The organism is Halomonas sp. M20 (assembly GCF_020622265.1).
Classification (GTDB): Bacteria; Pseudomonadota; Gammaproteobacteria; order Pseudomonadales; family Halomonadaceae; genus Modicisalibacter.
The window spans coordinates 36,893-56,937 of record NZ_JACNMQ010000005.1; the positions used below are offsets into that span (position 1 = coordinate 36,893).

At 60.3% G+C, this 20,045-nt stretch carries 15 protein-coding genes and 1 pseudogene; 9 read left to right on the forward strand and 7 right to left on the reverse strand.

Translation table 11 applies throughout. The features are described from left to right. The first annotated feature begins 25 nt into the window (after positions 1 to 25). Together deoC and H7850_RS13325 are read left to right on the forward strand one after the other, a co-directional pair. Positions 26 to 814 carry a deoxyribose-phosphate aldolase gene (gene deoC, locus H7850_RS13320; RefSeq protein ID WP_227370080.1) on the forward strand — a complete coding sequence of 263 codons (789 nt, stop codon included), beginning with the start codon at positions 26 to 28 and terminating at the stop codon, positions 812 to 814. Continuing rightward, complete coding sequence (locus H7850_RS13325; protein WP_227370081.1) at positions 804 to 941, forward strand: hypothetical protein; 138 nt, start codon at positions 804 to 806, stop codon at positions 939 to 941. The genes deoC and H7850_RS13325 overlap by 11 nt, the downstream gene beginning before the upstream one ends. A gap of 36 nt (positions 942 to 977) precedes the next feature. Here the strand turns inward: H7850_RS13325 and H7850_RS13330 are convergent, their stop codons facing one another. Together H7850_RS13330 and H7850_RS13335 are read right to left on the reverse strand one after the other, a co-directional pair. Continuing rightward, positions 978 to 1,742 (reverse strand): anaerobic ribonucleoside-triphosphate reductase activating protein, encoded by a 765-nt coding sequence (locus H7850_RS13330; protein ID WP_227370082.1) that lies wholly within the window; start codon positions 1,740 to 1,742, stop codon positions 978 to 980. Then, positions 1,739 to 3,700 (reverse strand): annotated as a pseudogene (locus H7850_RS13335) (ribonucleoside triphosphate reductase). The gene H7850_RS13330 and the pseudogene H7850_RS13335 overlap by 4 nt, the downstream one beginning before the upstream one ends. Positions 3,701 to 4,284: 584 nt before the next feature. Between H7850_RS13335 and H7850_RS13340 the strand changes: the two are divergent. The 6 genes from H7850_RS13340 (at position 4,285) to H7850_RS13365 (ending at position 12,117) form a co-directional block, all read left to right on the forward strand. Continuing rightward, entirely contained in the window at positions 4,285 to 4,719 is a 435-nt protein-coding gene (locus H7850_RS13340) for a universal stress protein (RefSeq protein WP_227370083.1), read from the forward strand. Positions 4,720 to 4,891: 172 nt separating this feature from the next. Continuing rightward, entirely contained in the window at positions 4,892 to 5,503 is a 612-nt protein-coding gene (locus tag H7850_RS13345) for a TetR/AcrR family transcriptional regulator (RefSeq protein WP_227370084.1), read from the forward strand. Further along, positions 5,500 to 7,005, forward strand: a complete 1,506-nt coding sequence (locus H7850_RS13350; protein ID WP_227370085.1) for an efflux RND transporter periplasmic adaptor subunit — start codon at positions 5,500 to 5,502, stop codon at positions 7,003 to 7,005. Before H7850_RS13345 ends, H7850_RS13350 begins: the two co-directional genes overlap by 4 nt. Then, positions 7,002 to 10,130, forward strand: a complete 3,129-nt coding sequence (locus H7850_RS13355; RefSeq protein WP_227370086.1) for an efflux RND transporter permease subunit — start codon at positions 7,002 to 7,004, stop codon at positions 10,128 to 10,130. The genes H7850_RS13350 and H7850_RS13355 overlap by 4 nt, the downstream gene beginning before the upstream one ends. Positions 10,131 to 10,145: 15 nt before the next feature. Next, a complete protein-coding gene (locus tag H7850_RS13360; RefSeq protein WP_227370087.1) occupies positions 10,146 to 10,637 on the forward strand; it encodes a hypothetical protein in 492 nt (163 codons plus the stop codon). A gap of 61 nt (positions 10,638 to 10,698) precedes the next feature. Further along, the gene (locus tag H7850_RS13365) at positions 10,699 to 12,117 is read left to right on the forward strand and encodes a dihydrolipoyl dehydrogenase (RefSeq protein WP_227370088.1); all 1,419 of its coding nucleotides are present in this window, start codon (positions 10,699 to 10,701) and stop codon (positions 12,115 to 12,117) included. Here H7850_RS13365 and H7850_RS13370 read toward each other — a convergent pair. Then, on the reverse strand, positions 12,087 to 13,310 hold the full coding sequence (locus H7850_RS13370; protein ID WP_227370089.1) for a cation diffusion facilitator family transporter: 1,224 nt from the start codon (positions 13,308 to 13,310) through the stop codon (positions 12,087 to 12,089). The genes H7850_RS13365 and H7850_RS13370 overlap by 31 nt on opposite strands. Before the next feature lie 334 nt (positions 13,311 to 13,644). Beyond that, a complete protein-coding gene (locus H7850_RS13375) occupies positions 13,645 to 14,676 on the reverse strand; it encodes a zinc-dependent alcohol dehydrogenase family protein (RefSeq protein ID WP_227370090.1) in 1,032 nt (343 codons plus the stop codon). Positions 14,677 to 14,947: 271 nt separating this feature from the next. On the opposite strand from H7850_RS13375, the gene H7850_RS13380 reads away from it, so the two are divergent. Further along, complete coding sequence (locus H7850_RS13380) at positions 14,948 to 16,000, forward strand: cytochrome-c peroxidase (protein WP_227370091.1); 1,053 nt, start codon at positions 14,948 to 14,950, stop codon at positions 15,998 to 16,000. Between the two features lie 103 nt (positions 16,001 to 16,103). On the opposite strand, the gene H7850_RS13385 is transcribed toward H7850_RS13380, so the two are convergent. From H7850_RS13385 to H7850_RS13395, 3 genes are all read right to left on the reverse strand, one after another. Beyond that, positions 16,104 to 17,861, reverse strand: a complete 1,758-nt coding sequence (locus H7850_RS13385; RefSeq protein ID WP_227370092.1) for a PHA/PHB synthase family protein — start codon at positions 17,859 to 17,861, stop codon at positions 16,104 to 16,106. Between the two features lie 87 nt (positions 17,862 to 17,948). Further along, positions 17,949 to 19,808: a V-type ATP synthase subunit A gene (locus H7850_RS13390; protein WP_227370093.1), complete on the reverse strand. Its 1,860-nt coding sequence runs from the start codon at positions 19,806 to 19,808 to the stop codon at positions 17,949 to 17,951. After that, positions 19,798 to 20,037 (reverse strand): hypothetical protein, encoded by a 240-nt coding sequence (locus tag H7850_RS13395; RefSeq protein ID WP_227370094.1) that lies wholly within the window; start codon positions 20,035 to 20,037, stop codon positions 19,798 to 19,800. Before H7850_RS13395 ends, H7850_RS13390 begins: the two co-directional genes overlap by 11 nt. Between the last annotated feature and the right edge of the window lie 8 nt (positions 20,038 to 20,045).

Consider the following 20,045-nt stretch of genomic DNA (forward strand, 5'->3'; position numbering starts at 1 on the left):
AGCACTTGATCAATGAGAGGAAAGCATGAGCCATTCTTCCGGTAACGAACTTCGCAACGCGGCCCGCCAAGCCCTGAGCCTGTTGGACCTCACCAGCCTCAACGACGGCGACAACGACGCTACCATCGAGGCGTTGTGCCGCCGTGCCAAGACCCCCGTCGGCACGCCGGCGGCGGTCTGCGTCTATCCCGGCTTCGTGGCGACCGCCAAACGCGCGCTCTCCGCCTATGGCCTAGGCGATAGCGTGAATGTCGCCACCGTTGCCAACTTTCCCAACGGCGATGGCGAGGTCATGGAGGTCGCCCGGGAGGTCAGGGCGGCGGTCGCATCCGGAGCCGACGAAGTAGAGGTGGTCTTTCCTTATCGTGCCTTGATGGCGGGGAACGAGGAGCAAGGCCATGACCTGGTGGATGCCTGCAAGTCGGTCTGCGCCGGTGCCACCCTCAAAGTGATTCTGGAAACCGGCGAGCTGCACGATCCGGCGCTGATCAGGCGTGCCGGCGAGCTGGCCATCGAGGCAGGGGCCGACTTCCTCAAGACCTCCACCGGCAAGGTGCCGGTCAACGCGACCCTCGAATCCGCGGAAATCCTGCTGAGCTTGATTCGCGATACCGCCCCCGAGGTGGGCTTCAAGGCCGCCGGCGGCGTGCGCAGTGCCGAAGAGGCCCAGGCTTATTTGCAACTGGCGACGCGGCTCATGGGCAGCGACTGGCTTACTCCGGCGCGCTTTCGTTTCGGCGCCTCGAGTCTGCTTGATGATCTGCTCGTCACTCTCGGCGTTGCCATCGCCCAGGACGAGGGCGATGGCTATTGATGCTGGCCAGGAGGCGATTCGCTATAAACGCGACGGTCGTGGGCTACCACCGGCGACCGTCGCCGAATTCGGGCTGCTCCGCCACGCGGTAGAAGTCGCCGGCCTTTGCGAAGGGGCTGGCTACTAACGGATGCTTTTGGCCCCAGAAAATCTGGGGAAGGCGTCATTCGCGTAGCGTCAGCTGGTCGAAACGGGGGGCAAGGCGCTTGACGAGTCTCGCCAATTCTTCTGGCAGAGGGGCATCGACGACGGGTTCGGCGTAGGCGGAGGCCAGGCATTGCTCGGTACGGGCCAACTGCAAAGCGTAGCGGCGCACACCACAGTCGGCCAGGCTTAGTGCCAGACGCTCCACGGCCTTGAGATCGAAATCCCGCCAATGGATAGTCGTGCGGCACTCGAGATCGATATTGCTATCCAGCAGCAGCCCCAGGCTCTGGGCGTGGCGCGGCCAGGTGCCGAGCCGCCCGGCAATGTGCTCGAAGTCATCGACGTGGCCTTTGACGTCGAACCCCACCCAGTCGAGCCAAGGCAGCAGCGTCTCGAGGCGTCGCGGATAGACGCCCGCCGTGTGCAGCCCCACTTTGAAGCCCAGCGCCTTGGCATCCTTCATGGCCGCGACAAGGTCCGCGTGTGTAGTGGGTTCGCCGCCGCTGAATACTACGCTATCGAGTAGCCCGCGCCGATTCTCCAGGAATTTGAGTATTTTCTCCCATTCCTCGCGCTTGCCTCGACGCGATGGAAGCATCTGCGGATTGTGGCAGTAGCCGCAGCGCAGCGGACAGCCCTGCAGAAAGACCACACAGGCAAGATGGTCCGGGTGGTCCAGAGTAGTCATCGGCGTCAGGCCCGCAATGGGCAGTCGAATGCCGACCCGCGCGATAGGATCTTGATGCCGGGAGCGGGACTCCCGGCGAACATCGATATTCATGAATTCAGCATCGTCTCGGTGAAGTGACGCCGCTCGCGATGCTCTGACTGCTTGCCGATGTTGAACTGGCTGACTGGGCGATGATAGCCCATGACTCGGGTCCAGATCTCGCAGCGCTGGCGTTGTTCGCTCGGCAGGGTGTCGCGCAGGGTTTGATTGCTCATGGTGATGAATCCTTTGTGCAATGGTAATGATAATAGAGCTTTGTTCACGAACTCGTGGACAGGCTCTCAGGCCGTGGCCTGGGTTTCTGCCAGCAATGCTTCATCGCAGCGCGGGCAGAATTCGTGCTCGCCGGCCAGGTAGCCGTGTACCGGGCAGATCGAGAAAGTTGGGGTGACGGTCAGGTAGGGCAGTCGGAAGCGCGATAGCGCCCGCCACACCAGGGCCTTGCAGGCCGTAGCGCTGGAGAGCTTCTCGCGCATGTACAAATGCAGCACGGTGCCGCCGGTATAGCGGCTCTGCAGCGGGTCCTGATGAATCAACGCCTCGAAAGGATCGTCGGTGTGGCCCACCGGTAGCTGACTGGAGTTGGTGTAGTAGGGCGCTTCTGGCGTACCGGCCTGGAGAATGCTCGGGTAGCGGAGTGCGTCCTCCTTGGCGAAGCGGTAGGTGGTGCCTTCCGCTGGAGTGGCTTCCAGGTTGTAGAGGTGGCCGGTCTGCTTCTGGAACTGCTTCATCCGTTCGCGCACGTGATCCAGCAGTTCCAGTGCCAGGGTGCGCCCTTCCGTATTGGTGATGTCCAGACGGTCCTCGCTGAAATTGCGCACCATCTCGTTGAGGCCGTTGACCCCGAGCGTGGAGAAGTGATTGCGCAGCGTTCCCAGGTAGCGCTTCGAGTAGGGGTAGAGCCCCGCATCCATCCATTGCTGGATGCGCTCGCGCTTGAGTTCCAGGCTGTCGCGCCCGAGTTCCATCAGCCGGTCGAGCTCCGCGTAGAGCCCGGCCCTGTCGCTGGCAAAACGGTGACCGAGCCGGGCGCAGTTGATCGTCACCACCCCCAGGGAGCCGGTCTGCTCGGCGCTGCCGAACAGGCCGTTGCCGCGTTTTAGCAGTTCGCTGAGATCCAGCTGCAGGCGGCAGCACATGGAGCGCACCATGTGCGGTTCCAGGTCCGAATTGAGAAAGTTCTGGAAGTAGGGCAGGCCGTACTTGGCGGTCAAGGCAAACAGCCGCTCGGCGTTGTCGCTGTCCCAGTCGAAGTCCGGGGTGATGTTGTAGGTGGGGATGGGGAAGGTGAACACACGGCCCTGGCGGTCGCCGGTTTCCATCACTTCCAGATAGGCGCGGTTGATCAGGTCCATCTCGGCCTGCAGTTCGCCGTAGGTGAAGGCCTGCTCCTCGCCGCCGATCACCGGTACCTGCTCGCGCAGATCTTCAGGACACACCCAGTCGAAGGTGAGGTTGGTGAAGGGCGTCTGGCTGCCCCAGCGAGACGGCACGTTGAGGTTGTAGATGAATTCCTGGATCGCCTGCTTGACGGCAGCGTAGTTCAGGTTGTCCTTGCGCACATAGGGCGCCAGGTAGGTGTCGAAGGAGCTGAAGGCCTGGGCGCCGGCCCATTCGTTCTGCAAAGTGCCGAGAAAGTTGACCATCTGTCCCAAGGCGCTGGTTAGATGGCGCGGAGGCGTACTTTCCGCGCGATCCGGTACGCCGTTGAAGCCTTCTACCAGCAGGGTACGCAGCGACCAGCCGGCGCAATAACCGGCGAGCATGTCCAGATCGTGGATATGCAGGTCACCCTGGCGGTGAGCTTCGCCGACTGCTTGCGGGTAAACCTCATCCAACCAGTAATTGGCGATCAGCTTGCCGGAGACGTTGAGGATCAGCCCGCCCAGGGAGTAGCCCTGATTGGCGTTAGCGTGCACCCGCCAGTCCGCGCGATTCAGATATTCATCGATGGTGGAAGCGACATCCAGACGAGACTTGCTGCCGATTTTGGTAGCGTGTGCGTTCACAGTTTACCCTATATATGCCGGTTTTTAAGTTTTTTAATACTATATGTTGTGTTAAGAAGCCTAGACGCTCCGGCAGCAAGAAAAGTTGACTCGAGTCAATAAAACGGCTGATAACGATAAAACGACGACGCCCTTTGGGGGGAGTCAATGGATGCGTAAGCAAGGAGCGGATCTGTTGCAACTCTATAAGGAAGGGGTCGGATGATATCTTTGCTATCTACTGAGAATCAGGGAGCGCGGCTTTGTTTTCATACCTCAAGTCCTGAGTGGATCGCTCTACTGGCAACGCGTATCCCGCTTCCGATGCTGTCGTACCACTCAGACGCAGAACTGTTCGTGGAACGTCTGAATCACTGCCATGGCCTGTTCGCTGCTGATGCGGTAGTAGATCTTTTTGCCGTCACAATGTGTCGATATGAGTTCTTCTCGGCTCAGCACCGCGGTTTTTGTAAGCCTCGGCGCGATGTCGCGCGGAGTGGTATTACGCTCTTAGATTGATCCAGGTCAAGTAACTTTGCCGGCGTTGCGCTAACTTGGTTAACAGGAATGGATCATCGTCATCTCGACTATTTTCGGAGGTGTATATGTATCAATCGATTCTGGTACCCATCGACGGCTCTGCCCAGTCCTGTGCAGCGCTCAAACTGGCTGCCAGCCTGACCAAGGCCGATGGAGGGCGCCTATACGCACTCAATATCCAGGAGCCACCTCTTGCGGAGGATGCCATGGGCCGGGCTGCGGGCGCCATAGCCACTAATGCGGAGGCGATCGTGCAGCCGGCGGGACTGGCCATCATTGAACAGGCGTGTCAGCAGGCCGGACTCGACAGCAAGCAGCTGCAACCCATCGTACGAGCGGGTCAGCCGGCGCGGGTCATCTTATCGGAAGTGGAAAGCCTGGGTGTCGATGCCGTGGTAATGGGAAGCCGCGGAAACAGCAATATTAAAAGTCTAGTGGTTGGCAGCGTCTCGCATCGTGTGCTGCATGTCGCGCCCTGCGCTGTTGTCATCGTGCGTTAGTAGCAGCGGATCGAGACACGGAGGTGGCGCCCATGAATGAAGAGCCACTGACATCCTGCGCATTGTTTCATATGAAGGAAAGGTGACAGCTGGCCAGAGCGACTTGGCTTGCTGGCAAGAAGAGGAGTTCTTTATTAAGATAGTAATCAATTACTATCTTTTGGAGCATCTTATGTCACGAACTCGTCATCTGCCCTCTCGAGAACGCAAGGAGTTGACCGTGCGTGCCGTGGTGGAGCTATGCGCAGAGCAGGACCCGGCGCGTATCACCACTGCCTCCATCGCTCAGCGCATGAAGGTGACCCAGGGGGCGCTGTTTCGTCATTTCTCCGGCAAGGATGAGATATGGCAGTCGGTCATGACCTGGATCGCCGAACAGGTCTTGCAACGTCTTGAAAAGGCCGTCGTCGGAACCGAGACGCCGTTGGCAACCCTGGAGGCGATGTTCACGGCACATATCGGTTTCATCACCGATCACCCGGGGGTGCCGCGGCTGATGTTCGGGCAGCTTCAGTACACAGAGCCAACCTCCGCCACACGACTGCTACGTTCCATGCTGGCGAAATATCGCGAACGGCTTGCGGCCATTCTCGAGGAAGGCAGGGCAAGCGGTGAATTGCGTGCCGATCTGGACACCGAAGCGGCGGTCACCCAGTTCATCGGCACGGTGCAGGGCTTGGTGGTGCAGTCGCTGATCGCCGGAGATGTCACGCGCATCACCGAGCAGGCGCCAGGTGCCTTCCTGCTTTATCGACGTGGCATTCAAGCGGGAGAGGCGTCATGAGAATCCGCTGGGGTCGTGGCCTGCTGGTCGCATTGGGCCTTGCGATCGGCATTCTGCTGATCGTGATCTTCGTTATCAATCGTCAGACACCCTCGCGCGGCGAGGCCCCCTTGGATACACCCACAGTGCGTGTCATCGAGGCCGAGCTGATGCCTTTCGCCGTCGAGGCCCGGGGCTACGGCACCGCTCGCCCCGCACGACGCTGGGATGCCATCGCCAATGTGCCGGGGCGCGTCGTCGAGCGTCATCCCGGGCTGGAAAGCGGCACGCTGCTGGCGAAGGATAGCCTGTTGCTGGAGATCGATCCCAGTCGCTATCGGCTTGCCGAGGCTGAAGCCAAGGCCGAACTAGCGAGTCTTGCCGCGGAGAAGGCCCAACTGGAAATGGAGGCCGAAAACACGGGGCGACTGCTTGCCCTGGAGCGTGAGCGCCTGCGTCTGGCGGAACAGGAGCTGTCGCGTATCCGGCGGCTGGCGAATAGCGGTTCGGTATCGCACTCTCGTCTGGATACGGAAGAGCGCGCAGCGCTTTCTCAACGCCAGACCGTGCAGTCGTTGGAAAATGAATTACAGCTGATTCCCTCGCGACGCCAGCGCCTGGAAGCCCAGAGCGAGCAGGCATCCACCAGGCTGGCCCAGGCCCGCCAGGATCTCGACGACACCCGTTTCGTCGCGCCCTACGATCTGCGCTTGGGCGGTGTCGAAGCAGAGCTTCATCAGTACATCAACGCCGGGCAGCGCTTGTTCAGCGCCGACGGCATCGAGGCCGCCGAGGTGGTGGCCCAGGTGCCGATGGACATGCTACGACGCCTGCTCGGTACCCAGATCGTTCGTGATGCGGATGACGAGACTCTGGACATCGCCCAGCGCATGGATCTATCCGTCATCGAAGCCGAGGTGTCCCTGGTGGCCGGGAAGGGCGCACGCTGGCCGGCCCGGGTCGTGCGGATCGCCAACGGTCTGGACCCAGCCACGCGTACCGCTCAGGTCGTGGTGCGAGTCGACGAGCCTTATCGGCATGTGGCGCCGTTGACCCATCCGCCTCTGGTGCGGGACATGTACGTGCAGGTACGGTTGACATCCAGGGCACCGGAACCACTGATGGTGGTACCGGCCTCGGCGGTCCATCAAGGAGAGATATACCGGGTCGACGACGAACGCCGCCTGGTTCGTCAGCCGGTTCGAATCGCCTTCGAGCAGCACGACCTGTCGGTGATCGCTGAGGGGCTCTCCATCGGCGAAACCGTGGTCGTGGATGACCTGATGCCGGCGATAAGCGGCATGACCATCGATCCGCGGCGCGACGATGAATTGACACGTAGTCTTCGCCGCCAGGCGCTGGGGGAGGTAGCGGAATCGCTGAATAAATTGCCGAACGAGATGAAGCGCGAGACGCACGGAGCACAGAAGACGAGACATAACATGGGGTTAGGCGAGTCTTCGAGCACCGCGCAACGAAGCGATTCGTTCGTGCAGGCATTTAGTCAGGGGTTCCCGAAATGATTCGCTGGTTCGCCGGCCACCCTACTGCCGCCAATCTGCTGCTGATCCTGCTGCTGGCAGCGGGATTATTCGCCGTTCCCGGCCTCAAGCGCGAGACTTTCCCCGACTACCTGCCCGGTGAAGTCAGTGTCGAGGTGAAATATCGCGGTGCCACCGCCGCGGACGTCGAGGATCAGGTCTGTCGTCGTCTTCACGATGCTTTGAGCGGCGTGGATTTTCTCGACGAGCTGGTCTGTGTCGCCCAGGACAACCTGGCCAGCGCCACGGCGACCATGGAGGACGACGGCGATATCGGCCGTTTTCTGGATGATATCTCCACCGAGGTCGAGGCCATCACCGATTTTCCCCAGCGCGCCGATCCCCCGGTCGTGCGCGAGCTGCATCGCAGCGATCTGGTGGCGGCGGTGGCGGTGGGCGGCGACATGCCGCTGTCCGATCTGGAGGATTACGCCAAGACCCTGGAGGATAGGCTGCTGCGTCTGCCCGGCGTCGCCAAGGTCGATATTCAGGGGCTCTCCCAGCGCCAATGGCAGATCGAGATTCCCCAGGAAGCGCTGGGCCAGTATGGGCTGTCGGCGAGCGAGCTGGCGGCGATCCTATCCCGCCAGAACATCGACATGCCCTTGGGTATTCTGGAAACCCCGAGCCAGGACATCCAGCTGCGTTTCACCGATCAGCGTCAAGCGCTGCGTGAGCTGCAGGATGTGGTGGTCGTCTCCGGCACCGAGGGTGGCGAGCTGACCCTGGGACAGATCGCTTCGCTGCGGGAGAACGTCGAGCGCGAGGAAGAAAAAGTCTGGTTCGACGGCCAGCGCGCCCTGGTGCTGGAGGTGCACAAGACCCTGCGCGACGACGCCCTGGACGTGATGAATGCCCTGGAGTCGATGGTCGAGAACGAGCGCCAGCGCCTGGACGGCGATGTATCGCTGACCCTGACCCAGGACATGACCACCATCGTGCGCGATCGCCTGCAGATGCTGGTCGAGAACGGCATCCAGGGTTTTGTGCTGGTTGTGCTGATGATGAGCCTGTTCTTCCGGCCACGGCTGGCGCTGTGGGCGGTGCTGGGCCTGCCGGTGGCTTTCCTGGGGGCCTTTGCGGTCATGGGGCTCGCCGGTTTGTCGTTGAACATGATCACCCTGGTGGCGCTGCTGATGGCGATCGGTATCGTCATGGACGATGCCATCGTGATTACCGACAACATCGCCGAGCGTGCGTTGAAAGGCGCCTCGCCTCTGAAAGCCGTGGTCGAGGGAACCCTGGGCGTACTCCCCGGGGTGGTGTCGTCCTTCCTGACCACGGTGGCGGTCTTTCTGCCGCTCTCTTTTCTGGTCGGTGAGCTGGGCGACGTGCTCAAGGTGCTGCCGGTTGTCTTGATTGCCGCTCTGTCGGCGAGTCTGATCGAAGCCTTCTTCATCCTGCCGCATCATCTGAAAGGCAGCCTCCATCGCCTGCAGGCCGAGCCGTCGCGGTTGCGTGCCGGCTTCGATCGCCGCTTCGAGGCGTTCCGGGAGGGCGTCGGGCGTCTGGCCGATGCGGCGATTCGATGGCGCTACGCCTTGTTGGGCAGCGTGCTGATTCTGTTGCTGGGCTCCGGCGGCTATCTTGCCGGCGGCCATATCGGCAGCGAAGCCATGCCGGAAATCGACGGCGACGTACTCGAGGCACGCATCCTGATGCCCCAGGGTACGCCGCTGTCGCGTACCGAAGCGGTGGCTTCCCGCGTGGAGGAGGCCTTGCGCGAGATCGATGCGCGGCTGACGCCAGAGCAGCCGGATGAAACGCCTCTGGTGCGTGCCATCCAGGTACGCTTCAACCACAATCCCAGTGCTCGGGAGACCGGAGCCCATGTGGCGACGTTGATCGTCGATCTACTTGGCGCGGAGCGGCGCAGCCTGAGCCTGAATGAGCTGACTACCGCCTGGCAGAAAGAGATCGGCAATATTCCAGGACTACTTAGTCTGATCATTCAGGAGCCGGGGTTCGGGCCCGCGGGCATCTCTATCGAAGTGCGTCTACAGGGGGAGAGCCTGGATGGGCTGAAGGCGGCTTCTCTGGAGCTCTCCGAGTATCTTGGCGGCTATACGGGCGTCTATAACGTCATCGATGACCTGCGCCCGGGCAAGCCGGAGCGCCGCCTGTCCCTGGCCGAGGGCGCCCACGGGCTTGGACTGACCACCGAAGAAGCCGCCGTGCAGCTGCGGGCCGCCATGCTCGGGCAAATCAGCGATACCCTGCGCATCGGCCAGCGGGACATGGAAATCCTGGTGCGTCACGCCGAACAGGACCGCCGGAGCCTGGATGATCTCCAGGATCTGACCGTGCAGCTCCCTGGAGGAGGCCGGGTGCCCCTTGAAGTCGTCGCGAACATCGAGAAGGCGCGTGGCTGGGCGCGGATCACCCGCGTCGATGGCCAGCGTACCGCTACCGTGACCGCCGACGTGGATGCGGCATCGGCCAATGCCCAGGCAATCGTCGACGACATTCGCCGACACTGGCTGCCGGATTTCCAGACGCGCCATCCTGAGGTGGCGGTCACCTTCGAAGGCCAGGTCGCCCGCTCGGCGGAAACCGGAGGCTCCATTCGTCGCGCGCTGCTGATCGGGCTGATCGGTATCTTCGTGATTCTCTCTTTCCAGTTCAGAAGCTACGTCGAACCGCTGATCGTCATGCTGTCGATCCCGCTGGCCTTTGTCGGCGCGCTATGGGGCCATGTGCTGATGGGCTTCTATCTATCGATGCCCTCGATGATCGGCGTGGCGTCCCTGGCGGGGATCGTGGTCAACAATGCCATCCTGCTGATTCATTTCATCAAGAGCTACCGCGCCTCGGGACAATCCGCCATCGCCGCTGCCGGTCAAGCCAGTCGCGACCGCCTGCGCGCCATCCTGATTTCGGCGAGTACCACCATCGCCGGGCTCTTGCCGCTGCTGGCCGAGACCAGCGCCCAGGCAGCGGCGGTACAACCATTGGTGATCGCGGTGGTGTTCGGTTTGCTGACCTCTACCATACTGGTGCTGATAGTGATTCCGGCACTCTATGTGATCTTCGATGATCTGGGATGGGCGCAAGTTGAGGATTCTACGCCACCAGATGCATTGACCGATGCAAGCAAACCAACGTAACGCGAGGTGTAAGTCATGAACAAGGGACAGGCATGCCGAGCCATTCTGTCGGCTGCTATAGCAGTGAGCCTGACATGGAGTGCAGGTGCCGTCGCCGCGGAACCAGTGGGCCCAAGGCTGACCGAGAAGCTGCGTGGATTGCTGGTAAAGGAGATGGTCGAGATCGAGTCGGCGATGCAGGAGACCTATAGCGCCATCATTCAGGGCAAGCACGACGAGGTGGCGCAGAAGGGCCAAGCCATCCATGACAGTTTCATTCTCGAGCAGTCCCTGACCGAGCAGGATCGTCAGGATCTGATGGCGGCGGTGCCCAAGGAATTTCTGCAGATGGATGAGCGCCTTCACCAGTTGGCAGCGTCGCTGGCCGAAGCGGGGAAGCAGCAGGATTCCCAGGCCCAGGTCGAAACCTTCAACCGCATGACCGAATCCTGCGTGGCCTGCCACAGCCGCTACGTGACGGACCGCTTCGAGGGTCTGGAAGGTCAATCGAACTTGATGAGTTGGTGAGCTGCCGTTCTTGTGGACTAGGCTCAGCGTTTGAGGGTTTTATTTCAGTTGTGGAGGAACCATGGCACGACAAGCGAAGTTGGTGATTTTGGGCGCTGGCACGGCCGGGTTGACTGCCCTGAGTGAAGCGCGGCGCTATACGGATGATGTGCTGCTGATCAATGCCGGTCCTTATGGCACGACCTGCGCACGAGTCGGCTGCATGCCCTCGAAGGCGTTGCTCGAGGTTGCCCATGCCTACGGTCGCCGCGACTGGCTCGAGGAGAGTGGGATACGAGGCGCCGAAACTTTCGAGCCCGATTTGCCCACCATTATGGCGCATGTGCGCAAGCTACGGGATCGTTTTATCGCCGGGCCCATTGAGACGGCCGAATCCTTGGGAGAAAGAAGCATTCACGGCCAGCCGCGCTTTCTCGATCCCACCACCCTCGAAGTCAATGGCGAGCGGATTCAGGCCGAGACCATGATCATTGCCACCGGCACTCGCCCCAATCTACCCGAAGCGTGGCGTGCTTTCGGCGATCGCGTAGTGACCTCGGATGAGGTCTTCGAACTCCAGGCGCCGGGTCGGCGCATCGGCGTGGTGGGGCTCGGACCGATCGGCGTGGAACTGGGCCAGGCCTTCGCTCAACTTGGCTGCGAGGTGCATGCTTTTACCAAGGGGTCGAATGTAGCAGGATTGAGCGATCCGGAGATCAACGCCAGCCTGCTCAAGGTGCTCAAAAGCCAGATGTCCGTCACTACCGGGGCGGATGTAACCCTGCGCCAAAGCGACGATGGCGTGATGATTCAAGGAGAGGAGCAAGAGGTCGTGGTCGATTGGGTGCTGGCCTCCCTTGGGCGGCGGCCCAATGTCGAAGGGCTGGGTCTTGAGAACCTTGGTGTGGAGCTCGACAAGCGAGGCGTTCCCCTTTTCGATGCGTCGACCCTGCAAATCGCCGACCTGCCGGTCTATGTCACCGGCGATGTGAGTGGCCTGCGCCCGCTGCTGCATGAGGCGGCAGACGAAGGGCGCATCGCCGCTTATCATGCCCTGCACCCGGAGGCCGAGTGTCTTCGTCGGCGTACCCCACAAGGCATCGTCTTTACCGAGCCCGGCGCCGGGTATGCGGGGCTGACTCGAGCGGATCTGCCGAAGAGTGGAGTGGTGACCGGCAGCGTCGACTTTACCCAACAGGGCCGAGCGCTGATGGCGGGACGTAACGCGGGAATCCTGCAGCTATACGCTGACGAGAGTGATGGGCGCCTGCTCGGCGCAGAGATGGTGGCCCCGGATGCAGAGCACTTGCTGCATCTTCTTGCGTGGTCGATTCAGCAAGAGTTGACCGTTGATCAACTGCTCGAGATGCCGTTCTATCATCCCACCGTCGAAGAAGGATTGCGCACCGCCTTGCAGGCCGCTCGTCGTGAACTCGGTCAACGGCGCGCGCAGCCCGATCTGCCGCTGTGTCACGAACCGGCGGACTGGGCGTTGGGATAAAGAGCAGTTTTGTCGGGCCTTGATGCGTGAGACGTTGCCAATAGACAGCGTATGCTCTCGATATAAGGCAGTTCTGCCGCTGCCTTCTGGAAACGGTCTTCGATCTCATCCAATCGGTGTGAGTCGATATGCTCTGCCGGAAGCTCCAGCACTACCTGCACGCGGCTGCCAAGATAGTGCAGGGTGGCCCGAGGCAGGCCGTTCGCTTCCGGCAGATCTACCCATGCATCCATCAAGTCCGCCAATATCTGATGTCGCAGCGGCGGGAGAGGTGCCGCTGTATCGCTTGGCTTCTGTGTATCTACATGTACCAGGACTTCGCTGGCCCGACTCGTCTGCTCGATCAAGCGCCTGCGGGCTTCCTCACTAATGCGGTGTCCTTCGGAGACGCTGATGTAGGGTGCCACGAGCAAATGGACATCAATCAGCACCTTGCCCGCCATCAATCGCGTGCGTAGATCGTGATGAGATCGCACTCCTTCCACCGCATCGATGACCGCAGCCAGTTCTTTCAGGGTCTGTGGATCTGCCCCCGTATCCACTAGTTCGCGGGTGGACTGCCAGACGAACTGCCAACCCATGACGCCTACCATGGCAGCCACGATCACTGCGGCCACCGCATCGAGCCAGGTCAATCCGGCCAGGCTGCCAAAAAAGGCGCCGATGACGATCAGTGAAGAAAGCGCATCGGAGCGATGATGCCAGGCATTCGCTTCGATCAGCTTGGAGCCGACACGTCGTCCTACCCGAGCCGTATAGTGATAGAGCGCCTCGTTTGCCAGTACAGAGACGAGCGCCGCAAGTAGTACAACCCAGCTCGGTGTCTGTAGGCGCGTGGGATCTAGTATTCCCAGCACGGCATCGTAAATGAAACTACCGGCGACGATCAGCAGCATGATTCCGATCACTACCGTCGCGGCAGTTTCGAAGCGAGCGTGCCCATAGGGGTGCTCAGCATCCGCCGCTTTGCTGCCGGAATGGCTGGCGAACAGCACTAAGGTGTCGCCGAGCAGATCCGACAATGAATGGACGCCATCGACCACCAGGGCTTGAGAATGGCCAGCGATTCCGGCAATTATTTTGAGGTTCGCGAGCAAAAGATTGACTACAGCCCCCACCAGGGTGACACGGGTTTTAAGCTGGCGCGTATTACGGTCGGTGATGGAAGGCTTTTCCGCAGAGGTCGTATGCATGCCTTGTTGCCTTTTCTAGCGGGGGACAATCCGACTGTGGTTATCCGATGTTGGCGCGAGTACTGCTGAATGTGAAGCCGCCAGCCGAGTCAGTCGATCAGTTGCCATCCGATACGCCTCAAGGCGTACTGCCGATCGTCAACCGCGGCGACGATTTTCGTCGCTCCTCGAAACGGATATCGAGTTGGCGCTCGCCCTTGCCGACGGAGCTGGAACCCGACTCGTGCTGGAGTCCCGGTGTCAGGACGAAAGAATGGCGTCGAGGCGAGACTACTTGAACGACCGGCGCCCTCGAACTTGGACGCCAGCCAAGCTTGCATACATGAACTCCACGTTACTCGACGGTCAAGATCATCTTGATAGCCTTCTCCTTTGCCGCATCGGTGAAGATATCGTAGGCCTTCTCGATGTCGTCGAGCTTGAAGCGGTGGGTCACCAGCTCAGCGGGTTCGACGCCGCCGCTCTCGACGACGCGCATCAGCACCGGAATGGTGTCGGTGTTCACCAAGCCGGTGCGCAGGGTGATGTTTTTGATCCACAGGTCCTGCAGCTGAAGATCGACGCTCTTGCCGTGCACGCCGATGTTGGCGATATGCCCGCCCGGGCGGACGATGCGCTGGCAGACATCGAAGGTCTCGGGGATGCCCACCGCCTCCATGGCCACATCCACGCCTTCGCCGCCGGTCAGCTTGTCGATCGTCTCAAACGGATCACCGGCGATGATATCGGTGGCGCCGAGCTGCTTGGCCATGGCCAGGCGGTTCTCGTCCGGGTCGATCATGATGATCCGCGCCGGAGAGTAGAAGCGTGATGTCATCAGCGCTGCCAGACCGATGGGGCCAGCGCCGACGATGGCCACTGTGTCGCCGAGCTTGACCTCGCCGTTGAGGGCGCCGATCTCGTGGCCGGTGGGCAGGATGTCGCTGAGCATTACCGCTGCGGCGCGGTCCATCTCCTTGGGTAGCGGATAGAGGCTGTTGTCCGCATGCGGGATGCGCACGTACTCGGCTTGAGTGCCGTCGATCAGGTGGCCGAGGATCCAGCCGCCGTCGCGGCAGTGAGCGTAGACGCCGCGCTTGCAGTAGTCGCAGCGGCCACAGGAGGTGACACAAGAAATCAGCACCTCGTCATCGACCTGGATATTGCTCACGCCATCACCGATTTCCTCAACCACTCCCACGCCCTCGTGACCCAGGATGCGGCCATCCTCAACAGCAGGCACATCGCCTTTTAGAATGTGCAGGTCGGTGCCGCAGATAGTGGTATGGGTGATGCGGACCACCGCATCCGTGGGTTTGTCGATAGTTGGGCGAGGCTTGTCCTCCCAACTGCGTTTACCAGGACCGTGAAATACCAATGCCTTCATGACATTTCTCCCATGACGATGACAAAGCTTTCAGTGGCAGTCGATTGCCAAGTACCGCTAGTTCAAGATGACATGGGCCTTTTATAACCTTATTGATTCATATCAAGGCAAGGTTCTATTAGTTAGTTAGATTATAAAGTGAAACTGTACGTTCAGAACCGAGATGAGTGAAGGAATCGCTAATATTTCGAGCTTAAATTTCCTGTAAGGCGCCTGTGCATCAATGCGAGTGCAAGCAAGATAGTTCATCGCGCGAACAAGGGAGATCAGCATGCAAAAGCGGAGTCTGATACTGATAATAGCTGGAGTAATAGCAGCGGGCGCGACGATGGCCGCTGAGGATGAGTTGATGAGTCGCGCCCAGGCGCTGTTCAAACCAATTCCCGAACAGCCGCCGGAGATGGAAGGCAATCCCAGTACACCGGCGAAGGTGGCGCTTGGCAAGATGCTCTTCTTCGAGCCACGACTGTCGAAGAGTAATACCATCAGCTGCAACTCCTGTCATCTGGTGGGGCTCGGGGGCACTGATATGCTGGAAACCTCGGTAGGCCATCGCTGGCAAATGGGTGGTCGCAATTCGCCCACGGTGCTCAACGCGGTATTCAATACCGCCCAGTTCTGGGACGGGCGTGCCGAAGACCTCGCCCAGCAGGCAGGCGGCCCTCTGGTCAATCCGGTGGAAATGGCTACCACTCACGAGAATGCGGTGAACATGCTCAAGGGTATCCCCGGTTATCAACCGTTTTTCGAGGAGGCGTTTCCCGAGGCGGAAGATGCCATCAACATCGATAATATCCAGGATGCGATTGCGCTGTTCGAGGCCACGTTGATCACGCCCAACGCGCCTTTCGATCAATATTTGAAAGGAGATGCCGATGCCTTGAGCGATGAGCAGAAGACTGGGCTTGAGCTGTTCGTCAACAGGGGCTGCGCCTCTTGTCATAGCGGTATCAATCTGGGAGGTGATCAGTATCAGCCCTTCGGCGTAGTGGAAAAACCTGGTGCCAACTTTCTTCCGCCGGAGGATAAGGGGCGCTTTGCAGTCACGGAGTCTGCTTCCGATGAGTACGTCTTTAAAGTGCCGAGCCTGCGCAATATTGCTCTGACGCCGCCGTATTTCCACAGTGGCAAGGCCTGGGATTTGAAACAGGCCGTGGCGATAATGGGGTCAGCGCAACTCGGAGCCGAGTTGAACGATGAAGAAGTGGACTCGATCACCGCGTTCCTGCATAGCCTGACCGGCGAGCAACCCCGAGTGGAATATCCCATCTTGCCACCGAGCACAGCGGACACGCCACGCCCGAACCTGGAGATCGATCGATAACCAATGACGGCGTAGCGCGATACCGGGCCACGTCACTCTCTCACCGCAAGATATCGCCGCTATCTTTCAAGGATAGCGGCGTTTTTTTACATCTACCACAGCATTATTGCTGCAATACATATGTGCCTGGCGCATCCGTTATAGGCGAATAGTCCTGGCCGCCTATTTCCGGAGGCGCGACCTGTTCCTTGGATGAGCGTTCCACCAGCCAGGCCTGCCATACCGGCCACCAGGACCCTTGCTGGGTCGGCATCGTTTGCTGCCAGGTGTCCGGGTCGATATAGCTTTCTCTTTCCTTGCGCGTTTCGACCTGATAGGTGCGGCGCGGATGTCCGGGCTCGCTGACGATGCCGGCGTTATGGCCGCCGCTGGTGAGCAGGAAAGTCACTTCCTCGGCATCGGACAGCAGGTGAATCTTGTAGGCGGAGCGCCAGGGGGCCACATGATCGCTTTGCGTTGCTACTGCGAAAAGCGGCACGTCGATATCGGTGATGGCGATGGGTCGGTCACCGACGATATAGCGTCCGGCCGCCAGATCGTTGTCGAGATAGAGCCTGCGTAGATATTGGGAGTGCATCTGATAGGGCATGCGCGTTAGATCGGCGTTCCAAGCCATCAGCGCGATCATGGGCTGGCGTTCGCCCAGCATGTATTCGCGCACCATCCGCGACCAGACAAGATCGTTGGAGCGCAGCAGCTGGAAGGCGCCGGCCATCTGGTGCCCATCGAGATAGCCCCGCTCATGCATCATGCTTTCAAGGTAATCGACCTGGCTTTCGGTGATGAAAAGCGATAGTTCACCCGCTTCGGTGAAGTCGACCTGGGTGGCAAGGGTACTCATCGAACCCAGGCGGTCGTCACCGTCCCGGGCCATGGTAGCGGCCTGAATCGTCAATAGCGTACCGCCCAGGCAATAGCCCACCGCGTGAATCTTCTGATCGGGGATAATGGCGGATACGACATCCAGCGCCGCTGCAGGACCGAGCCTGCGATAGCTGCCCATGCCCAGGTCGCGATCTTCAGAGGTGGGGTTGCGCCAGGAGATCATGAACACAGTATGGCCCTGATCCACCAGATAGCGCACCAGGGACTTCTCCGCCGTCAGGTCGAGAATGTAATACTTCATGATCCAGGCCGGCACGATCAATACCGGTTCAGCGTAGACTTTCTTGGTGGTCGGGGTGTACTGGATCAGCTCGATCAGGTGGTTGCGATAGACCACCTTGCCTGGTGTGGTCGCGAGATTCTCGCCGACCTTGAATTCTTCCATACCAACCGGCGGACATCCGGTCATCTGTCGTTCCCGGTCCTCCAAGAAATTCTCCCAGCCGCGCAGGAAGTTCATACCGCCCTGCTGTACGGTCGCGTCGATCACCTCCGGGTTTAGCCAGGGAAAGTTGGAGGGCGACCAGCGGTCGAGCACCTGCCGACCGATGAAGGACACTACGTTTTCGGTACTATCCGAGAGTCCGTTGATATTGGTGGTGGCGTTTTCCCACCACGCTTGCTGTAGCAGGAACGACTGATAAATAAAACTGTAGGGCCAGCGGGACCAGGCTTCATCAGAAAAACGGTCGTCCTGCAACGTTGGCTCGATACAGGGCTGTGTATCCAAGAATATGTTGGCTTGACGGATATGACGCAACAGGTATCCAACCTTGAAGCCCACATCTTCGGCCAGTTCCAGCTGCTTGCCCGGCGATATGGCGAGATGGGCGAGCCACTCATAAATGACCGTGGATACACCGGCCGGTGTAATACCGCCGGTGAGGGTGGACATGTTCGCCTTGAGCGATTGGTCCATCATGTGTGGCGCGTAGCGGCTGGAAAGTAGGGAAGATGGCTGACGATCTTGGTTCATGTCGATCAACTCCTCATCGGTAGGCCTCAGGAGCACTGCATCGCTTGAGCGAATGCGTGATTGCTCCATGCTGCCAAATAACCCAGGTTAGGTCGTACTCTGGGATGGTGCGCTGATTTCGAGCCCTGCATTTTTGACCAGCTTTTCGATCGCCGCGTAATGGCGTCGATGCTCGCTCGAATCGAGCGCCGCGTAATTAAGATTCTTCACCTCGCTGGCCAGGGCAGTGAAGTACTCGCGAATGGTCTCCTTGTCGTCGAAGGCATACTTCGAGCTGACCAACGGGTAGATCAACGCCAGATTGCGTCGCTGCCGCTCCGGAGAAGTGCTGCCATCCACGTCGTCGAAGGCGTCCTGCTGCAAGTAGACCAGGTCGAGAAAGCTCGCCTTGTGGTAGGTGAGAAAATCCTCGAGGGTGATGCCTTCGTCGCCGGTGACCAGCATCATCTGGTTGACATCTTCGCCGTCATGCAGAAGCTTGAGCAGCTCGTCGATGCGTGCCGGCCACTCGGCGCCGAGGTGCTTGGCGATGGCGGGCTCGAGTTCGGCCCGGTAGCGGGACCAGGACAGCAGTGGGTCTACCGCGGGATAGAAGCGTTTGTAGGCACGCTCGGAAGACAGGCCAAGAAACGACTTGACCGTGGCAAGGGTCGCCTGGGTCACCGGCTCCTCGAAGTTGCCCCCGGAGGGCGAGACTGTGCCGATCAGGGTGAGGCTGCCGCTGTCCCCGGTATTGTTGCGAATCACTCCGGCGCGTTCGTAGACACTGCGCACCGCCGAGTCCAGATAGGCGGGATAGGCTTCCTCTCCGGGAATCTCTTCCATGCGGCCCGAGGTTTCACGCATCGCCTGGGCCCAGCGCGAGGTGGAATCGGCGATCATTAGCACGTCGAGTCCCATCTGGCGGTAGTATTCGCCCAGGGTGATGCCGGTGTAGATGGAGGCTTCCCGGGCGGCCACCGGCATCGAGGAGGTGTTGCAGATGATCACCGTACGGTCCATTAGCGAGCCGCCGGTGGTGGGGTCGTTGAGCTGCGGGAACTCGGTGATGGTTTCCACGACTTCCCCGGCCCGCTCGCCGCAGGCGACGATGATCACGATATCCACGGTGGAATGACGGGCGATCAGGTTCTGTAACACCGTCTTGCCGGCACCGAAGGGGCCGGGAATGCAGGCGGTACCGCCGGTGGCGATGGGAAAGAAGGTGTCGATCACCCGAATGGTGGTATCCAACGGGCGAGAGGGGTAGAGCCGTTCGCTGGTGTAGCTGTCGAGCAGGCGTTTCGGCAGCGGGGTGCGCACCGGCCAGCGCTGGGCCAAGGTGACCTGGCGCTCGGTACCGGCCTCATTCGCCAGCCGCGCCACCGGCACATCCACGGTAAAGCTGCCCTCCTGAATCCAACTGACTTCCTGCTCTCCATGGGCGTCGAAGGGCACCATGATGCGGTGGGTAAAACGGCCTTCCTGCACGGTGCCCAGGGTATCGCCGGCGCGTAGCTTGGTACCTATGCGCACCTGAGGAGAGAAGGACCATTTGGTGGTCTTGTTCAGCGCCTCCAGATGCAGCCCTCGCGGCAGGAAGAAGCCGGAGCGCAAGGCGATCTGCTCCAAAGGGTTCTGCAGGCCGTCATAGATCTGTCCGAGCAGCCCGGGGCCGAGAGTGACCGAGAGCATCTCGCCGGTCTGCTCCACCGCGTCGCCTATCTTGATGCCGCCGGTATCCTCGAAGACCTGGACATCCGCGCGTTTGCCCTGCACCCGCAGCACCTCGCCCTTGAGGCGCAGTTCGTGGCCTTGTTTACTATTTTCCTCGTCCTGAGCGAGAAGAATGTAGACCACTTCGTTCTTCATCAGCCCCGTCGAGCGCTCGGTGGCCTCGATGACCACGATGTCATCCTGAACGTTGACCACGCGGCAGTCGCGCTTGGCTTCCTGCTTAGTACTCATTTTCAAACTCCCGGCAAGAATGGGCTTTTCCGGCGGCAAGCCTGCGCGAGGGCGCTGTAAACCCGTCCTTGGGCGCTACTTTCGCTATCTGCCCGCCATGGATGGCGGAAATGCCGGAATTGCATGGAGCTTTTTCCGGCCATGGCAAAAGATCCTCGCTACGCCTTGCCGCCGGCGCCCCTTTCATCCACGGATGTTGAAAGAAATTCTCGGCGATGGCTCTCATCATTCCCGTTC